At 44.6% G+C, this 19,959-nt stretch carries 9 protein-coding genes; 7 read left to right on the top strand and 2 right to left on the bottom strand.

Annotated elements, in window-relative coordinates:
* Positions 1-228: 228 nt before the first annotated feature.
* On the top strand, positions 229-11,967 hold the full coding sequence (locus AACX68_RS13120) for a non-ribosomal peptide synthetase (RefSeq protein WP_228859450.1): 11,739 nt from the start codon (positions 229-231) through the stop codon (positions 11,965-11,967).
* A 108-nt stretch (positions 11,968-12,075) separates the two neighbouring features.
* Here the strand turns inward: AACX68_RS13120 and AACX68_RS13115 are convergent, their stop codons facing one another.
* Positions 12,076-12,789, bottom strand: coding sequence for an NUDIX hydrolase (locus AACX68_RS13115; RefSeq protein WP_228859459.1), 714 nt, complete (start codon positions 12,787-12,789; stop codon positions 12,076-12,078).
* A gap of 151 nt (positions 12,790-12,940) precedes the next feature.
* On the opposite strand from AACX68_RS13115, the gene AACX68_RS13110 reads away from it, so the two are divergent.
* Complete coding sequence (locus tag AACX68_RS13110; RefSeq protein WP_228859449.1) at positions 12,941-13,963, top strand: SPFH domain-containing protein; 1,023 nt, start codon at positions 12,941-12,943, stop codon at positions 13,961-13,963.
* Entirely contained in the window at positions 13,960-14,883 is a 924-nt protein-coding gene (locus tag AACX68_RS13105) for a sugar kinase (RefSeq protein ID WP_228859448.1), read from the top strand. The genes AACX68_RS13110 and AACX68_RS13105 overlap by 4 nt, the downstream gene beginning before the upstream one ends.
* Before the next feature lie 232 nt (positions 14,884-15,115).
* On the opposite strand, the gene AACX68_RS13100 is transcribed toward AACX68_RS13105, so the two are convergent.
* Entirely contained in the window at positions 15,116-16,069 is a 954-nt protein-coding gene (locus AACX68_RS13100; protein WP_228859447.1) for a Na+/H+ antiporter NhaC family protein, read from the bottom strand.
* Between the two features lie 616 nt (positions 16,070-16,685).
* Between AACX68_RS13100 and nudI the strand changes: the two genes are divergently transcribed.
* The 4 genes from nudI (at position 16,686) to AACX68_RS13080 (ending at position 19,209) form a co-directional block, all read left to right on the top strand.
* The gene (gene nudI / locus AACX68_RS13095; protein WP_228859446.1) at positions 16,686-17,111 is read left to right on the top strand and encodes a nucleoside triphosphatase NudI; all 426 of its coding nucleotides are present in this window, start codon (positions 16,686-16,688) and stop codon (positions 17,109-17,111) included.
* A 206-nt stretch (positions 17,112-17,317) separates the two neighbouring features.
* Positions 17,318-17,671, top strand: coding sequence for a metalloregulator ArsR/SmtB family transcription factor (locus AACX68_RS13090; RefSeq protein WP_228859458.1), 354 nt, complete (start codon positions 17,318-17,320; stop codon positions 17,669-17,671).
* Between the two features lie 61 nt (positions 17,672-17,732).
* Complete coding sequence (locus tag AACX68_RS13085; RefSeq protein WP_228859445.1) at positions 17,733-19,016, top strand: arsenic transporter; 1,284 nt, start codon at positions 17,733-17,735, stop codon at positions 19,014-19,016.
* 52 nt (positions 19,017-19,068) lie between these two features.
* Positions 19,069-19,209: a hypothetical protein gene (locus AACX68_RS13080; RefSeq protein WP_228859444.1), complete on the top strand. Its 141-nt coding sequence runs from the start codon at positions 19,069-19,071 to the stop codon at positions 19,207-19,209.
* Positions 19,210-19,959: the final 750 nt, after the last annotated feature.

Below are 19,959 nucleotides of genomic sequence, written 5' to 3'. Positions count from 1 at the left end.
ACAGTATCGACACTTAAAATTAACTTTTTTACAACAAAAATATCGACATCTGATATTAATTTCAGTTAATTTAATTTCATTAAGTTATAGTTCACTGAGTATTTTACATGAATATCACCATCCAGACTTATTACGTTCCTTTGCATCAAGGTTAGCCCAAGGCGATATACATCTATTTTTTCAAATGGATAAGAATTAAAGCCGGACTCTTATCAAGGAGAAATGAGAATGTTACATGAGCACTCTTCACAAATTACCTCAGCAATTCGTGATAACCATCAACCTGTTTCGAATACCTATCCTCTTAGCTCTCCTCAGCAGGCCATCTGGTTTGATCAGGCTCTTCGGCCTCACTCTTACGACTACCATATCAACATGTTTATCTGTGTCGAAGGTGAGTTGAATGAAGAAATATTTGTCCGCGCCTTTGAACAGGTTGTTTATAGTAATGATTCTCTGAATCTGCGATTTATCAGTACACACGGCTTACCTGAGCAACAGGTTGTCAGGCCACAATCTATTACCATGGATATTCTCGATTTTTCATCATATCCCGATGCAGAAATCCGAGTGAAAGAGCATATAAATGCCCAGTTGATACGGCCATTTAAACTGGATGATGTGCTGTGGCGAAGCAGTTTACTGCGAATAAGCAATACCTGCCGATATTGGCAGTTTTGCTGCCATCATTTGATTATTGATGGTGCAAGCATGTTTATATTCTCTGAAAAACTTCTCGATACCTATAACCGGCTGGTGCAAGGAGAAATAGCGGATAAGGTTGCTTTCTCTTATCTGGATTTCGTTAGGGATGAGCTCAAATACTTTTCTTCAGAACACTATTCTCACGACATGCAATTCTGGTTACAGAGGTATGAAAAATTGCCTCCTCCACTACTCAAACCTGCCCACGCCAGTCATCTGTCAAGTGATAAACCATCCGTACCTGTTATCGCACAACCCGTTATCTGGCCACTGGAACAGGATCTTTTTAAGCGCCTGGAAAAAACTATTGGCGGGCGGAAACTACCACTCCTGTATTTTATGTATGCTGTTCTGGCCTGTTATTTTGCCCGGACAACAGATATCAATGAAATTGTTATAGGTATTCCCCTACACAACCGCAAAAATTCGAAACAAAGACAAACTGTAGGGATGATTGCAGCAGTATTCCCGATTGGCATCACCATTGAGCCGGAAGATACTTTTCATGATCTCATGGATAAAGTCGCCGCTGAAATGCAGCGTTGTCATAAACACCAACGCTTCACGACTGTAGAACTTAACCGACAACTCCATTCCCGGCAAAAAGCAGAGAATACGAAGTTATTTCATATCACCTTATCTCTGGAGTCGATTGAAGTTAATTTCGGGATAGAAGGACAGGATACCAGAATCAAACTTTTTGACATGCAGTCCGGGATACCTTATCCACTGACTGTAAAAATAAAGCAATATACAAATAGAGCCAGCTCTAATACTACGCCTCCTCCTATTTCCATTGAACTCTATGCTTCTCCTGATTATCTGAGCCATCAGGAGCTAATAACACTCCGTTCCCGCCTTGCCGTTCTGCTTGATGCCGCTGTCACTACACTGGAAACACCTTCCCTAGCAAGTACGAAAATAGTTAATCTGCCTATTCTGCCCGATATCGAGCGTCAGCAGGTATTAGTGGATTTCAACGCCACTCAGGTGAAATTTCAGCAGGATGCCCTGATTCATCAGTTGTTCGAAGCACAAGTACAACGCACTCCGAATGCTATTGCCTTGGTTTTCGAAAACCAGTCATTAACCTATGCTGAGCTGAACAAACGAGCCAATCGTCTGGCACACCACCTGATTGCGCTTGGTATCCGGCCTGATGATCGAGTTGCTATTTGTATTGAACGCAGTCTGGAAATGATGGTCGGGTTACTAGGGATCCTCAAGGCTGGTGGTGCCTTTGTGCCCCTTGATCCGGCTTATCCGAGCAACAGGCTGATATATATGTTCAATGATGCAGAGCCTGTCGCACTGGTGACTCAATCAGCAATAACAGAAAAATGGAATAAGAACCTGCCAATTATACTGCTTGATAACCCGCCATATTCAGTTTTAGATGAAAGCTCGGCAGAAAATCCGAATATTCAGGCACTGGGACTCACTTCCCGTCATCTGGCTTATGTTATTTATACCTCCGGTTCAACAGGTCAGCCGAAAGGTGTCATGGTTGAGCATCGCAGCCTGTGTAATCTGATAACGACTCAGCAGAATAAACTTAACATCACGCCAGAAAGCAGGGTCTTACAATTTTCCTCAAATAGTTTCGATTCCTGTATTTGGGAATTCTGCATGGCATTAATAGCCGGAGCGCGTCTTTACCTCGCCAGACGGGAAGACCTTCTGCCCGGAAAAATCCTGTCTCATTATTTAGAAACTCATGCCATTACTCTTGCACTGTTATGCCCCAGTGTACTGGCAACAGTGGATTATCTTCCTGCAACGCTGCAAACTCTGCTCGTGGGAGGTGAAGCGTGTCCGCCTACGTTGGTTAAGCGCTGGGCGAAAGGACGACGGATGATCAATGCCTATGGCCCGACAGAAACGACCATTTGTGCTACCTTTGGCCAGTGTGACAGTCAGGAAAGCAAAGCACCTCCTATTGGCTATCCCATCGCCAATACCCAAATTTATATTCTTGATAAATACCACCAGCCCGTTCCTCCGAATATTACAGGAGAGATTTATATCGCTGGTGCCTGTGTTACCCGTGGCTATCTGAACCGTCCCGAACTGACTGCCGAGCGTTTCCTCACCGATCCGTTTTCTGCTGATAACGGGGCTCGTATGTATAAAACCGGCGATCTGGGACGGTGGCTACCTGACGGTAGAATTGAGTATCTCGGTCGCAATGATTTTCAGATTAAGTTGCGAGGCCTGCGTATTGAGCTGGGTGAAATCGAGGCGAGGCTGCATCAGTGTGAGGGCGTACACGAAGCCGTGGTACTGCCTTATGACAACCCTTCTTGTGACGCGCCGACCGATCAAGACGCACCGGATGAACATAGTTCAGTATCAAAACATCTGGTTGCCTACCTGCTGCCTGAAGCCAATGCCAGACTGGAACCCATGGCGCTACGGCAACAACTCTCACAACACCTTGCTGAATATATGATACCCAGCGCCTTTGTGACACTTGATACTTTTCCTCTGACGACCAGTGGAAAACTGGATAGACAAGCTCTGCCCAAACCCGATCACACTTCAATCGTCACACGCAGTTATCAGGCTCCCGTAGGAGAGCTTGAAACAGTGCTGAGCCAACTCTGGCAAAAATTGCTCGGCGTGAAATATATCAGCCGCTACGATCACTTTTTCGAACTGGGTGGGCACTCACTGTTAGCGGTGAGTTTGATAGAACAACTGGGAAATATGGGCTGGGTTATCAGCATCCAGACTGTATTCGCTAACCCAGTACTGAATGAGATGGCTCAAGCGATACTCTCAGTTCAGCAGGATGCCACTCAGAAAAATATGAAGCAGGAAAACATGCCTGCATTCACTGTACCCGCCAATCTCATTCCTGACGGCTGTACTGCCCTTACCCCCGACATGCTGACGCTGGTTTCCCTGTCCCAGCATGAGATTGATGCCATCACCGCTGCCATTCCCGGAGGCGCTGCCAATATTCAGGATATTTATCCGCTCACGCCGCTACAGGAAGGGATTTTGTTCCATTATCTGTTGCAGCAACAGGGCGACACTTACCTGCTACGCAATTTGCTCGCCTTTGACAGCCGTGAACGACTGGATAGCTTTTTGTCAGCCTTACAACAGGTTATTAACCGTCACGATATTCTGCATACTTCTGTCTTCTGGCAGGGACTGGAACAACCCGTTCAGGTTGTCTGGCGTCAGGCTCTTCTGAGTATTAAGACATTTTCTCCAGATCGTCATTTAACAAATAGTGAATCGGATATTCCTGAACAATTGCTGGCACACACTGATCCTCATCAGTATCGCCTTAATATCAGTCAGGCGCCGTTATTCTCTGCTGACATTGTTTATGATCCACTACGGGATGAGTGGTTACTGGCATTGTGTATCCATCACTTAGCCTGTGACCATGTAACACTGGAAAGTATCACTAGTGAAATCAGTGCATTATTAGGCAACCATACTCAAAAACTGTCCCCGACATTACCTTACCGCAACTTTGTTGCCCAAGCCCTGAATGTTCCGGCCTCAGCTCATGAAGACTATTTTCGTGAAGCCTTCTCTGATGTGGAGGAACCAACGTTATCTTTCGGGATACTGGATGTTCATAGCGGAAATAAAGAAATAGCAGAGGCCAGACAACCTATTGATGCCAAACTAGGCAAAGCTATCCGTACACAGGCCAAACGTCAGGGAATAAGCCCCAGTATCCTGTTTCATACCGCTCTGGCTATGGTTCTGGCAAAAGTCAGCGGGCGCGATGATGTGGTATTCGGGACGGTTTTATTAGGACGAATGCAGGGCAGTACCGGTATCAATCAGGCGATGGGCTTGCTTATCAATACCCTGCCTATCCGGGTTAAACTGGCGAATAACAGCGTACAGGCGACTATTCAGGAAACTAGTCTCAGCCTGATAAGATTGCTGGAACACGAACAGGCCACACTGACACAGGCTCAGAACTGTAGTGGCGTGGCACCCTCTTTACCGCTCTTCAACACCCTGCTTAACTATCGTCATAGTCAGTCGAACCTTACTTTTAATAAATGGGAAGGGATTCGTTTGCTGATGCAGGAAGAGAGAATTAACTATCCGTTTGGTCTGTTTGTGGATGACTGGGGCGATGGATTCAGTCTGGTTGCTCAGAGCCTATCAGATATAGAACCCGTTCGTCTGATCAACTACATGACCACCGCCCTGACTGGATTGGTTAATGCGCTGGAAACCTCACCCCACCAGCCAATTCTGAATATTTCGATTTTACCGGCCAGAGAGCGCCAACAACTGCTGGTGGATTTCAACACAACACAATCCTATCAGGAAACACTGCCTTATCAGGATGTGGTATTCCCTCCCAATACAACTGCTATTTCCCGACCAACGTTTATTCATCAGTTGATTGAAAAACAGGCTCAACACATGCCTGATGCGATTGCGGTGATTTTTGAAGAACAGTCGTTAAGTTATGCCGAACTCAACCGTCAGGCCAATCGGGTAGCTCATTATCTGCTGACCCTCGGTGTACGTCCTGACAATCGGGTAGCCATCTGTACTGAGCGCAGTCTGGAAATGATCGTAGGATTGCTCGCAATTCTAAAAGCCGGAGGGGCTTATGTTCCGCTCGACCCCCACCAGCCAACTGAACGTCTGGCTTACATGCTTGAAGATTCGGCACCTGTTGCCCTGCTCACTCAAACACCCTTTGTTAATCTCGCTCATCGGCTGACCGATAGCATACCGATTGTCAATCTGAGCAATGGTGAATGTTTGCTAGCAGACATGCCAGACAATAATCCAGACCCTGACACTCTGGGTTTAACCTCACACCATCTGGCTTATGTGATCTATACCTCTGGTTCAACCGGCATGCCAAAAGGGGTGATGAATGAACATTGTGCTGTTATCAATAGTTTATTCTGGGCACAAAAAACATATCAGTTAACGCCGCAAGATCGGGTTTTACAGAAAACACCATTCAGTTTCGATGTTTCGGTCTGGGAGTTATTTCCCCCTCTGATGTTTGGTGCCCGGCTGATTCTGGCTCGTCCGGAAGGCCATAAAGATCCACATTATTTATTGTCAGAGACAGAAAAACACAAAATTACTTTCATCCATTTTGTGCCTTCAATGCTACAGCTCTTTCTCAGTGCGATCCCCGCCGGACGTTGTCTTTCTTTGCGTCATATTTTATGCAGTGGAGAAGCATTTCCTTATGCCTTACAGCAGAAATGCCTGGCCTATTTTGCCCACTGCCAGTTACATAATTTATATGGCCCGACGGAAGCGGCAATTCATGTCACCGCCTGGCGGTGTGTGGCGGATCGGTATGTTGGTCGCATTCCTATCGGAAAACCCATCGATAATATCCGTATTTATCTGCTCGATAATCAGAAAAACCCGGTTCCTGTTGGTGTTTCAGGTGAGCTTTATATTGGCGGAATCGCTGTTGCCCGTGGTTATCTGAACCGTCCTGAATTAACGGATAAGCATTTTATTTCTGATCCATTTTCTCCAGATCCTGATGCCCGTCTGTATAAAAGCGGCGATCTGGCTCGATGGTTACCTGATGGCAATATCGAATATCTCGGTCGTAACGATTTTCAGGTCAAAATACGAGGTTTCCGTATTGAGCTGGGTGAAATCGAAGCGAAACTGGCACAATGTCATGGTGTACGTGAAGCGGCTGTCATTGCCCGTGAAGACGATTCTCATGAAAAAGCCGCTAATTGTGAAACAGCAGTGGGCGATAAACAGTTAATTGCTTATCTGCTTGTAGATCCTGATACAAATCTTGATCCTGCAAAATTGAGAGAACAACTCGCACAACACCTTGCCGAATATATGCTGCCCAGCGCCTTTGTGATCCTTGATACCTTTCCGTTAACCTCAAGTGGTAAGCTCAACCGCAAGGCACTGCCAGTGCCGGATCAGGCTGCACGGGTAACTCGTCATTATCAGGCGCCTATCGGAGAAACCGAAACAGAGCTGGCCGAAATTTGGCAGGAACTGCTAAAACTGGAGCAAATTGGTCGTTATGACAATTTCTTTGAGTTAGGCGGTCACTCCCTGCTCGCCATCCAGTTTGCCACGCGCATACGCCAGAAACTGGCGCGGGAACTGCCCTTACAGGAGATTTTTTCTCATCCTGTTCTGGCTGATTTAGCTGTGCTTATCGCCAATACTTCTGTGACAACTCAAACCACCATTACCGCCGCTGAACGCGACCAGCTCCTGCCCCTTTCTTTCTCGCAACAGCGCCTGTGGTTTCTTACCCGTCTTAATAGCGAAATTAGTCTGGCCTATCAAATTCCGACTGTCCTGCATTTGAGCGGGCATCTCGATCATGCTGCGTTTGCAACAGCACTTGACCATCTCGTCAGCCGGCATGAAAGTTTACGTACCCGTTTTGTACTGGTGGATGAACAGCCTTATCAGCATATCGATAACCCGAATACTGGGTTTTCTCTGACTCATCACGATTTACGCAGTTTAGATGAAACAGCCCGCATGAACCGCATCAACGAACTGGTTAAAATCGAAAGACAGACACCATTTGATTTCGCCAGTGAATCCATGATTCGGGGCCAGTTACTGCAACTGTCTGATAAAGAACACGTACTGATCCTGATCCAGCATCACATCATTACTGATGGCTGGTCACTGGGCATATTGCTGCGCGAACTTAGTACGCTCTACTCCACTGCTCTGGGAGAAAATGAGACTTTCTTGCCCCCGCTTTCTATCCAGTACGCTGACTATGCTGTCTGGCAACAAAAATGGCTACAAAGCGAGGATTTCGCTGTACAAAAAGCATTCTGGCAAAATCAGCTTCAGGGAGCACCGGCATTACTGTCTCTTCCTACTGATTACCCACGCCCGCCAGAACAAAATTACACAGGAGATCATATTCCTGTTCATCTGAGTGCTGATTTGCTCTCTGCACTCAAAACGTTCGGACAACGCCAAAACACGACTCTGTTTATGACATTGCTCACTGCCTGGGGAATTGTACTTACCCGGTTAAGCGGGCAGAACGATATCGTTATCGGCACACCTGTTGCCAATCGTTCACACAGTGAACTCGAAGGATTAATTGGCTTTTTTGTCAATACCTTGCCTTTACGTATCGAAACTGAACAGTGCCACTCCGTGGCGGATTTACTCACCCATGTCCGTGAGCGCTCGCTTGCAGCTTACGCTCATCAGGAGCTGCCTTTTGAACAGTTAGTGGAAATTCTGCATCCTGAACGCAGCCTGAGCCATAACCCGATCTTTCAGGTTATGCTAGCGCTGAACAATACAACCGTACCGTCCCTCGAATTACCGGGATTATCCGCTTCACTAATGGAGCAACCGCACAGCACCGCTTATTTTGATCTGACACTGGCACTGACCGAAACTCAGGATGGACTCAGCGGTTATCTGGAATACGCATCCAGTCTGTTTGACAGAGCAACGGTTCAGCGCATCGTGGGTTATCTCACCAATGTGCTGGCAGCCATGACATTAGATGAAACGCAGGCTATTAGCTTTCTACCTATGTTATCGGTTGCCGAGCGTCAGCAGTTATTGACTGATTTCAACGATATTCCGCCAGTTCAGAGTAATCATCCTGCCCAAAACCCGGTTACCGGTTTTTCACAGAATATGTTGATTCATCAGCTGTTCGAAGAACAAGTACAACGTACACCCGATGCAACAGCAGTGATCTTTGAAGAGCAGTCATTGAGTTATAGAAAACTGAACCGTCTTGCTAATCAACTGGCACACAGCCTGATTGCCTTTGGCGTTAGTCCTGATGATCGGGTGGCAATTCATGTTGAGCGGGGGCTGGATATGATTGTCGGTCTGTTGGGGATCTTAAAAGCAGGGGCCGGTTACGTTCCGCTTGATCCGGAATACCCCGTCGAACGGCTGACATACCAGCTCACTGATAGTAAGCCCGTCATATTACTGACCCAGAAACATCTACAAACACGCTTACCGATACGAAATATCCCCATCTGGTTACTGGATGATGAAACTCATCGGGGTTGTATGCAAAAACAATCTGCCGATAATCCTGACAGGCAGCAAACAGGAATTCAGGCATATCATCTGGCTTATCTCATTTACACCTCCGGTTCAACCGGAAAGCCGAAAGGCGTTATGCTCGAACACCGCAATGTGGTCAGCCTTATTGGCGCTCACTGTCAAATTAGTGAACCCGGCCCGGGAGATCGTGTGCTCCAGTTTGTTACTTTCGCATTTGATATTTCAGTATCAGATATTTTTCCTACTCTGGCCTCCGGCGCTACACTGGTACTTCGTCCTTCTTATCTCAAAGTACCGGACAGCACTTTTGTCGACTTCATCCGTGAACAGAAAGTCACGATCGTTAATGTACCGACCGCTTTCTGGCATCATTGGGGGCAGGAGATAAAAGCCGGGCGCAGCGGTTTCAGTTCCTGCATTCACACTCTGATTGTTGGGGGGGATAAAGTAGAACCCCGCTGTTTAATAGACTGGCTTTCATGCCCGGAAACAGCAGACTGCCGCTGGTTCAACGCTTATGGCCCGACAGAAATCACCATTACTGCGACTGCGATAATGGTCAACAGGGAAATGATGATGGGCAGCAACAATCATATTTCCCCCATCATTCACAGTATCCCGATTGGGCGCCCGCTCTCCAATACCTCCATCTATATTCTGGATACATTTGGTCAACCGGTTCCTATCGGTGTCAGTGGCGAAATCCACATCGGAGGAATGGGTGTTGCGCGGGGTTATTTAAATCAACCGGAGCTGACTGCCGAAAAATTTGTTGTTGATCCTTTTAGCAAACAGCCCGATGCCCGTATGTATAAGACCGGTGATCTGGCTCGCTGGCGCGCTGACGGCAATATTGAATACCTCGGCCGCAATGACTTTCAGGTTAAAATCCGCGGCTTTCGTATTGAGTTAGGCGAGATTGAAACCAGACTGCTCCAGTGTCAGGGTATACGTGAAGCTATCGTGCTGGCCCGCGAAGAGGGTTCTTACTCAAAAACAGGGCATGATAAACGCCTTGTTGCCTATCTTATCGCTGAACCCGATGCAAAACCGGAACCTGCGGAGCTACGCCGACAACTTGCACAATATCTCGCTGACTATATGCTACCCAGCGCATTTGTAATGCTGGATGCGTTCCCACTGGCCCCTAACGGAAAACTCGACCGTCAGGCACTGCCTGTACCGGATCTGACTTCTGTCGTTACCCGGACTTATATAGAACCGCAGGGTGAAGCAGAAATGGTGCTGGCTGAGATCTGGCAGGCATTATTGAGGTTGGAAAAAATCGGGCGCTATGACCATTTCTTTGAACTGGGTGGTCATTCACTGATGATTATCAACTTAGTCGAACGACTACGCAGCCGTGGCTGGGATCTTAATATCCGTGAAGTATTTGTCACACCAATTCTGGCTGAAATGGCAAAAACGATGCAAGTCACAGAGAATAACCCAGCGACATTCGCCATCCCTCCTAACCAGATCCCTGATAACTGTACTGCGATTACGCCTGACATGTTGCCGCTGGTTTCTCTGGCACAAGATGAAATTGATCTGATTGCTGCTGGCATTCCCGGTGGAGCCGCCAATATTCAGGATATCTACCCTCTTGCGCCATTACAGGAAGGTATGTTGTTCCATCATTTGATGCAAACGCAGGGAGATGTTTATCTACTACATACCCTGTTTGCATTCGATAGCCGTAAACGCCTTGATGATTTTCTGAACGCTTTGCAACAACTCATTAATCGCCATGATATCCTGCGCACAGCCATCTGCTGGGCAGGGTTAACCCAGCCGGTACAGGTTGTCTGGCGTCAGGCAACCCTGCATATCAAGACCTTTATACCGGATACAGATAGCGAAGACATTCCGGCTCAGTTGCTAGCGTACACCGAGCCTTGTCAGCATCGCCTTGATATCAGCCGTGCACCGTTATTCTCCGCCGATATTGCCTATGATCCGCATCAGGGTGAGTGGCTGCTGGCTTTCTGTTGTCACCACATACTTAATGACCATATGTCGCTGGATCATATCATCGCTGAAATCAGGGAGCTGCTGCACCAACGCATTGAACCACTGCCTCCGGCACTGCCTTACCGCCACTTTATCGCCCAGTCTCTGCGTATACCGATAGCAGATCACGAAGCCTTCTTCCGTGAAATGCTTGCCAACGTGGATACGCCTACCGCTCCTTTCGGAATACTGGATATCTACAGTGAAAACAGGCAGATAATTGAAGTTATCAAACCACTGAGTGCATCTCTGTCCAGAGCCGTCCGTAAACAGGCAAGCCGTCAGGGAGTCAGCCCCGGTGTACTGTTCCACGTTGCACTGGCACAGGTACTGGCAAAAATAAGCGGGCGGGATGATGTGGTCTTCGGTACTGTTTTGCTGGGACGAATGCAGGGAAATACTGGTATTGAACAAACACTGGGGCTGTTTATTAACACCCTGCCTGTGCGTATCCGGCTGGAAAAAAACAGTGTGCAGGAAACCGTGAAAGCAGCCTATCGCAGCCTGACACAATTACTTGAACACGAACAAGCATCACTGGCACAAGCACAGCGCTGTAGCAACATTACACCTCCTCTGCCACTTTTTAACACGCTGCTGAACTATCGTCATAGCCAGTCAAATGTCACCAACACGCTATGGGAAGGCATACATCTGGTAACCGGTAAGGAAAGGACGAATTATCCTCTTTATCTGGCAGTAGATGACTTAAGTAAAGGCTTCCTGCTGAGTGCTCAGTCAGTTGCGGGAATTGATCCGGCTTATCTGATTACCTGTATGACCGCAACGTTGTCCGATCTGGTACAAGCACTGGAAAATGAGCCCCAAAAACCGATCATGGATATTTCTACTCTGCCGACCACTGAACACCGGAAATTACTGGAGAACTTTACTGCCGCTCAGACTAACCTGCCACCAACTATGCAAATTTCAGCCCAACCTGCTGCTGTAGTCTATCAGGCACCACTTGGTAATGTAGAAATTGCTCTGGCAGAAATATGGCAGGAATTATTGGAACAGAAACAAATAGGTCGCCATGATAATTTCTTTGCACTGGGAGGCCATTCATTAACAGCGGTACAATTATTAGCCCGTATGCGGAAACAGAATATGGAGATCCCACTCGCACTGCTGTTTTCTCATCCAACAATATGTGAATTGGCTGAAGTTATAAATCAAAATCATGCTATTGGAGTGAATCGCTCAGAGGGTAATTGTTAGATAAGGTAAAAGATGAATTAGCTCCACTGTAAGTGAGTGGAGCTAATTCAATATTTATGAGCACCAATTTTCATTGGTCACTACATCTGGCTCATATTTGTAGATAGATTAAAACTCTAAGTTACGGATAAAGCGGTAATCGGCAGATTCCGCCTTGAGACGATACAAGTTAGCTGGGCGGCCTCTTTCATGGCGTTTCTCACCAGTATCAATTAATAAATCGGCTTGCTCTAAACGGCGTCTGAAAGATTTTTTTTGTAATGTTTTGCCAATTAGTACTTCATGGACATGCTGTAATTCCGTCAGCGTAAAAACTTCAGGTAATGCAAATCCTGGTACGATGGAATACAGTGATTTCTGTTGTAGTCTTTCCCGGGCTTGCTGATACAGCTGCGTATGGTCAAAGGCCAGCGACATTGTTTCTATTTCGTCAATAGGAACCCATTTAACGGATTCGACAGCATCAATATGATGTTCACAGGTTTGATAAGCAATCAGCGCGGTATAGCATACAGTGACGGACCATCCCCGTTTATCGCGCTGGCTGTTACCAACAGTACATAGCTGCTCAATATAGGGAGGGATCACGCCTGTTTTTTCTTTTAACTTCCTTAAGATCGTCTCTTCAAGTGTACCGTCCTTATCTTCATCAACAAATCCTCCCGGTAGCCCCCACATACCTTTATCGGGATGGTTCGCGCGTTCAACAAGAAGCACCTTCAAGGTTTCATCATGATAGGTAAACAGCACAGCATCAACACTAAGAAGGGGTGAAAGGTAGGCCTTTCTATCGTAGTGGGTTAGATATTCACTTTCATTCATTGGCTTAATTATCACTGAGTCATTTGGTTATCCATGAAGACGATCATACGTTAAAAAAATATTTTGTCATTAAGACACTTAATCCTTGACTAATTAGTGTCAATAAGACAATATTTAATTATTGTCATAGAGACACTAATTGGAGATAGCTATGTTTAACATTAATTATTTCAAAGCAGACTCATCAACCTTCGTCATTAAATCGGTCAATGGCAAGGTAATTAAACAAGGTAAAGGGATCAGTTTTTGGTACAACGCGACAACAACCTCTATTGCGGCATTACCATTGAATGCCCTAGAAGCGCCGTTTATTTTTAATCTTCAAACAGCGGATTTCCAAAGCTTACGTATTCAAGGCCAAATCACATTTCAGATAAAAGCTCCCGAAAAAACGGCGGGTGTACTGAATTACAACTTGACACAAGATGGTAAATCTTATGCTTCCGAAGACCCGTTAAAACTGAGTGATAAAGTGGTACGCAGTGCACAAACATTGATTCAGGCAAAAATACAAACCACATCAATGCGTGAAGCATTATTAATGAGCCAGTTATTAGTAATCCATTTAAGTAATCAACTGAATACACAGTCAGCATTAGAAACTCTCGGTATTGATATTATCGATGTGTCGATTGCTGCAATCACACCTTCGCCAGAAACCTTAAAAGCTCTTGAAGCTGAAGCGAGGGAGTCGATACTAAAGGAAGCCGACGATGCTATTTATGCCAGACGAAAATTTTCTGTCGAACAAGAACGCATGATCAGAGAGGCGGAATTAGAAACGGATTTATCTGTACAGAACAAACAACAGGAAATCGAAGAGGCGCGCCTGGAAAACGAACGAACTCTGTTACGCGAAAGAGCGGAAATAGAGCAAGAAAAACTCATTGCAGAAGTGAATGCAGAAGCGAAGCGCAATGAACTTGTCACGTTACGTGTTGAAAATCAGCGAACTCAGTCAGATGCAGATGCTTATGCTATCGAAGCGAAAATGAAAGCTTATCGCGAGTTGCCTGTTGAGAATTTGAAAGCAATGGCACTGGCTAAAATGAATCCAGAACAGTTAGTAGCAATGGCATTTGAATCTTTGGCACAGAATGCAGGCAAAATCGGTGAACTAAATATCTCTCCTGATTTATTTGGTCAAATGATGAAAAAAGGGACTAAAGCATGAATGGGATAGAGAATATTCGCTTTATCTTAGTTACCCGAAAAACCCGATTACAGGAGCTGATCGAGCGTTTCAATACATGGCCACAGGCGAAATTTTATTTGGAGCATAATAATGTCGAATCCGATGATTATCTTGCAGAACATGACCACTACCAAAAACAGTTAATCCAGGCAGAGTCCGTCCTTAAAGCGTTAGGACGGTTCCAACTCCTAGAAAGATCATTACTGCCGAGCTATCAGTTTTCTTCTCACGATATCGTGATTGTGATAGGACAGGATGGTCTGGTAGCTAATACATTGAAATACTTAAATGGTCAACCCGTAATTGCCGTTAACCCTGACCCTACCCGCTGGGACGGTAAGTTATTACCTTTTGAAATTGGTCAGCTTCGTGATGTTGTTATGAATACAATAAAAAAGAAGATGCCAAATAAATCCGTTACCTTTGCTCAGGCCACTACAAACGATGGTCAGACATTACTAGCGGTGAATGACTTGTTTATTGGCCCCAAAAGCCACACTTCAGCGCGCTATATGATCAAGTGGCAAGGGCAGCAAGAACTCCAATCTTCATCTGGCATCATTGTTTCAACAGGATTGGGCTCAACTGGATGGTTTCAGTCTATCTTAGCTGGAGCCCAGGCCATCATGGGGGCAGATTATCACCCTCTGTCTCAGGGATATGGTTGGGGGGAGAGAAAGCTTCAATTCAGTGTACGAGAGCCTTTTCCCAGTAAAACAACGGGCATACAGCTAGTATTTGGCACGATTGAGGAGCGTTCACCGTTGCAATTGGAATCGTTGATGCCTGAAAATGGCGTGATTTTTTCTGACGGTATCGAAGATGACTATCTACATTTTAATGCAGGTTGCATTGTGTCAATTGATATCGCAAACGTACAAGGACAATTGATTGGCTAGATTTAAGTGTATTAGTTGTATTAGCTGCGACTTGACCTGACGTTATCCTATTCGTAGGGCATGATTAAATCTGACGGTCGGCTATGAGCGAAAAGCAGACTTACCACCTTTGCGATATAAAAGGCTATCTGATGGCAAGAAGGTATTACTAACATTGATATCCTCCCCCGACCTAAAGGTCAAGCTTTTACGGAGCACCGGATAAATAATGTATTAAGGGCATTACCATCAGTCAATAATCGCAAGACATTACTTTAAGATTTTTATTTTCTATTCCATGTATGGTGTAACCATCAACAAAGCTAAAAATACTATCTGGTTTTACAGTATTGTAGTCAACAAGAATTTGAGCCTGATTTTGACCTAAAAAAATTACACTAGTTTTTTCGCCCCTAAGGTTTTCACATAGGTTGTTGTCGTTAAAATCAAGTTGATGAGCAAGAAGATAAACTTTATAATTTAAAGTGTCGCTGTCAAAATTACTGCCGCTCCATCCCCATGTAAAATAACTGAACACCAACGTCAAAATAATAAATACTAGTGATTGCCAAGGAAAATCAAAGTTGTTTTTTTCATCTGAACGGTATTTAAAATAAGCACCTATTGGAAATAGGTTCAAGAGCGCGGAAAATATAAGGAGATATACAAGTTGAGATGCATATCTAAAGAATATATACGCAGTTAATAAGCTTCTCGTAAACGGAAAAAATGATGCATCTATACCGAATATATCGTTGATAATTGATGATGCCGTCGCAGTAGAAAAAACAACAAGGGCCGTAAAAAAAAGTGATATAATTAGTTTTGTTATACCAAACTTCCAAAGCTCCCTGAATAAATGAGTTCTTTCGATATTGACGCCTATCCAGATAGCAGAAAGAATAACTGAAAGAATGTACGCATATAACTTCATCCCCTCTAAAAAATCAGAGTTTCCCCTTTTACTGACCGAAAAGAAGAAAATTACTATTGCAGCAATTGCAAGCCAGTTGAGAGCTCTTACTACATCCCATTCATTTCTTTTTTCTTCATATTCTTTATCATTCTTGATATAAATAACTGCATCATAGATGTCCTTTATTATCTGCTTCGTCGACTTATCTGAGCGAATTCGAGAAAACTTATCAAGTTTAAATTCTGATGCCAATTGTTTCACCGCATCTTCTTTATTCGAATTATCACCCATCACTTTTACCTTTCTTATAATAAGTTCACCAGAAAAAGATCATGTTATAAAAGAGTATAAGCTGCCTCATGATCCCTTACTAACCCTATGCTAAATGCAATCATAATGGTTGATTTACAGTCATTCCAGTGGGAGTTTATGATTTTTGTTAATACAAAGCCTACTCTCAATTGGAGGGAATGCAATAGTGGAACATAGCTACAATACTCAGAAATATTTCGCTTAGCTATTATCGTTGAAGGTGAAAGTTTCTCAGCTAGCTTGTAACTCATTACACTGGCAGTCTATTAATTGTTGAGTTGTGGGGGATTTAAAATTTTCCAAAGTCCGCTTTACACCTGAGACATTCGATAAGATTTTTATTCTTTAAGCAAAGGCGACTTTCGATCTTTGAGTGCCAGTAAGTATTTCGCTTCGTTGTAGCAGTTCAGATTTAGTCTGACAGGCATTGGATTAAAGTGGATGGCTGTGAGATCAAATCTGAACTACTACATATTAGTTCAGATGATACCTAACATACCAGACCTTATCGTTTTCCTTAATTATTCCGCAGAACATTCTCTTAACGAATTTTCTGATATTATTATCAATAAAATAAATATGCTGCGGAGGTGATATGCGTCAAAGAACAATTGTCTGTCCTATCATTCAGAATAATGGAGAATACCTGCTTTGTAAGATGGCATCTGATCGTGGTGTTTTTCCGGGTCAGTGGGCGTTGTCCGGAGGAGGAATGGAGCCCAATGAAACAATGGAAGCAGCACTGAGACGAGAAATCAGGGAAGAACTGGGTGAAGCTCTGGAAATAACGGAAGTGAAACCTTGGGCTTTTCGTGATGATATCCGGATTAAAACGTATCCGGATGGCACCACCGAAGAAATTTACATGATTTACCTCATCTTTGACTATATCAGTACCAACCGGAACATTACACTCAACGAAGAATTTCAGGAAATTGCGTGGGTGTCACCAGAAGCCATGAAAACCATGGATCTGAATGAAGCAACACGGGTTACCTTTACCCAGAAAGGAATAATCTGATAAATGCCTCCGCATCCCCACCATTCATGATAAAGGCAGGGTCGGGCCAAATAGCTCTAACGCTGCAATCTACAGGCCTGAGAGGCATGCTGTGTATCATCGCCAGACCGGAATATGGAGCCAGAGTCGTGGTTCACGTACTTTCGGCATTTATTGCCCAGCATCCGCCACTACGCATCCAGCGCGTTTCTTCATTAGGAGTATTTATGACTCAGCTTACCCCGCTTCATTTTTTCAAATATCTTTCGGATGAAACGCGCCTCCGTATCATGTTGTTGCTACGTGAGACCGGCGAGCTGTGTGTTTGCGATATCTCAACGGCACTTCAGGAACCGCAGTCTAAAACCTCGCGCCATCTGGCCATGCTTCGCGAAGCTGGGTTGCTTTTAGATCGTCGTGAAGGCAAGTGGATTTACTATCGTTTGTCTCCACATCTCCCTGTCTGGGCAGCTAATGTCCTTGAACAGGCGTTTCAATGTCAGCAGGCTGAGGTAGCTCAGTTGAGTACGCGACTTCAGAAGATCAACTCGACAACAAACGGTAAATCCGTCTGTCAGTAACAAGAAAAAAATTTATTCAAACAAATTCGATTTTTCACATATGTATATTTAGGAGAAAACTATGTGGCTTGCAGGGGCAATTTTTATTCTGACTCTGATTCTGGTGATATGGCAACCAAAGGGGCTTGGCATTGGCTGGAGTGCGGTCATTGGTGCCACACTTGCCTTGATCACGGGTGTTGTCCATATCAGTGATATTCAAGTGGTGTGGCAAATTGTCTGGAACGCAACAGCAGCCTTTATCGCTGTTATTATCATTAGTCTGTTGCTTGATGAATCGGGCTTTTTTGAATGGGCAGCCCTGCATGTTGCACGTTGGGGAGGGGGCAGAGGCCGCTGGCTTTTCACCTACATTATCTTGCTCGGAGCCAGTGTTTCCGCGTTGTTCGCAAACGATGGGGCGGCATTGATTCTGACCCCGATAGTGATTGCGATGCTTCTGGCACTCGGTTTCAGCCGGGAAGCCACGCTGGCATTCGTCATGGCAGCGGGATTTATTGCTGATACGGCCAGTTTACCGTTGATCGTCTCCAATCTGGTGAATATCGTCTCTGCTGACTTCTTCAAACTGGGATTTCATGATTATGCCTCAGTAATGGTACCGGTTGATATCGCTGCTATCACCGCTACTCTTGCCATGTTGCACTGGTTTTTCCGCAAAGATATTCCGAAGACCTATGACGTTGCGAAATTGAAATTACCGCGTGAGGCTATTCGTGATGTGCGCACATTCAAAACCGGTTGGATTGTACTTGCCCTGTTGTTGACAGGTTTCTTTGCTCTTGAGCCTTTAGGCGTCCCTGTAAGTTTGGTTGCCGCTGTCGCCGCTCTTGTCCTCTGGCTGGTTGCTCGCCGAAGTCATGTGATCAATACAGGTAACGTACTGAAAAAGGCACCCTGGCAAATCGTTATTTTTTCACTTGGGATGTATCTGGTGGTGTACGGCCTGCGTAATGTCGGTCTCACCGATGTTCTGTCTGGCATACTGAATACCTTAACTGATTACGGCCTTTGGGGAGCGACACTGGGCACCGGTTTCCTGACAGCAATTCTGTCATCAGTGATGAATAACCTGCCTACCGTTCTGGTTGGTGCACTGTCTGTTGAATCCAGTATGGCAACGGGTGTTATCAAAGATGCTATGATTTACGCCAATATTATTGGCAGTGATCTGGGACCTAAAATCACTCCTATCGGGAGTCTGGCAACGTTACTTTGGCTGCATGTTCTCGCGCAGAAAAATATCATCATCTCATGGGGTTATTATTTCCGCGTCGGGATAGTGATGACCATTCCGGTTCTTTTTGTGACTTTGTCTGCACTGGCACTGCGCCTGTCGTTTTAATAACACTTTAATTATGGGCCGGATCTCCCGCTAAACAAAAAGAGAGTGAGTAATGGTAGATATCACTATTTATCATAATCCGGCCTGTAGTGCTTTGCGCAATACACTGGAGTTGATCTGTAACAGTGTATTACTGACCTGCGGCCGCACTCTTGAAAGCCGTTCAGCGTTACAAAAGTACCAATCGACATAGGCAGGGATGCCTAAACCGATATCATCCCCGTCCTATCGCCATAATGTATCCTATTTAAAGCCTATTTTGCCCCATTCCAAACGCCACAAGCCCGTCCTTATAACACCTCATAATTTTTATCGGTGACCCAGAGGAGTAGGCTGTTAATAAAAGTGAAAAAGCAACCCGGGTATTTTCGGCAGCCACCACATCATCTGGAAGTATTACATTGTGTTTACTACTAACGTAAGTATAAAAAGATATTATTAATTTTATTTTAATTATTATCTGATTGATTTAGGATTTATATAATATAACCATATTAAACGGTTAGTGATTTTAATGATATTTTCAAAAGGATACTTTTCTTCCGGGAGTGCTGCATAAGCCACGTAATCACCTGTGCAGTAACTTTCCTTTATGGCGATAACGGTCAGGCTCGCTGTAATATTAGGTATACACACTCTCTAATTTTAATTAAAAATCAAAGAACTGGAACAATGATAATTCATCATCATTCTTCTTGCAATGAATAAACATTTAAACTCCTCTAAAAAAATAACACAAATAACACCCCTGTACTATAATAGATAACAGATATCAGCTTTCTTCAAGTCGCTGGTTTACTGATTTAAATTAATAGGCAATTATTTTAAATCAATAACCCAATGTACAAACTTGCAATAGGTCATTTAAAGAAATATCAACTTATTTACTATTCACTATCCACTTCGTTTATAACAATATTTCACTTACTATGTTAATGACATT

This window comes from Xenorhabdus sp. PB61.4 (assembly GCF_963894935.1).
Taxonomy (GTDB): Bacteria; Pseudomonadota; Gammaproteobacteria; order Enterobacterales; family Enterobacteriaceae; genus Xenorhabdus; species Xenorhabdus stockiae.
Note: the sequence above shows the minus strand (reverse complement) of the source record. Positions and strands in the feature narration are given on the sequence as shown.

Excerpts from the sequence above, each read along its gene's own strand:
- AACX68_RS13120 (WP_228859450.1), top strand. The coding sequence starts at position 229 with ATGTTACATGAGCACTCTTCACAAATTACCTCAGCAATTCGTGATAAC.
- AACX68_RS13115 (WP_228859459.1), bottom strand. The coding sequence starts at position 12,789 with ATGAATGAAAGTGAATATCTAACCCACTACGATAGAAAGGCCTACCTT.
- AACX68_RS13110 (WP_228859449.1), top strand. The coding sequence starts at position 12,941 with ATGTTTAACATTAATTATTTCAAAGCAGACTCATCAACCTTCGTCATT.
- AACX68_RS13105 (WP_228859448.1), top strand. The coding sequence starts at position 13,960 with ATGAATGGGATAGAGAATATTCGCTTTATCTTAGTTACCCGAAAAACC.
- AACX68_RS13100 (WP_228859447.1), bottom strand. The coding sequence starts at position 16,069 with ATGGGTGATAATTCGAATAAAGAAGATGCGGTGAAACAATTGGCATCA.
- nudI (WP_228859446.1), top strand. The coding sequence starts at position 16,686 with ATGCGTCAAAGAACAATTGTCTGTCCTATCATTCAGAATAATGGAGAA.
- AACX68_RS13090 (WP_228859458.1), top strand. The coding sequence starts at position 17,318 with ATGACTCAGCTTACCCCGCTTCATTTTTTCAAATATCTTTCGGATGAA.
- AACX68_RS13085 (WP_228859445.1), top strand. The coding sequence starts at position 17,733 with ATGTGGCTTGCAGGGGCAATTTTTATTCTGACTCTGATTCTGGTGATA.
- AACX68_RS13080 (WP_228859444.1), top strand. The coding sequence starts at position 19,069 with ATGGTAGATATCACTATTTATCATAATCCGGCCTGTAGTGCTTTGCGC.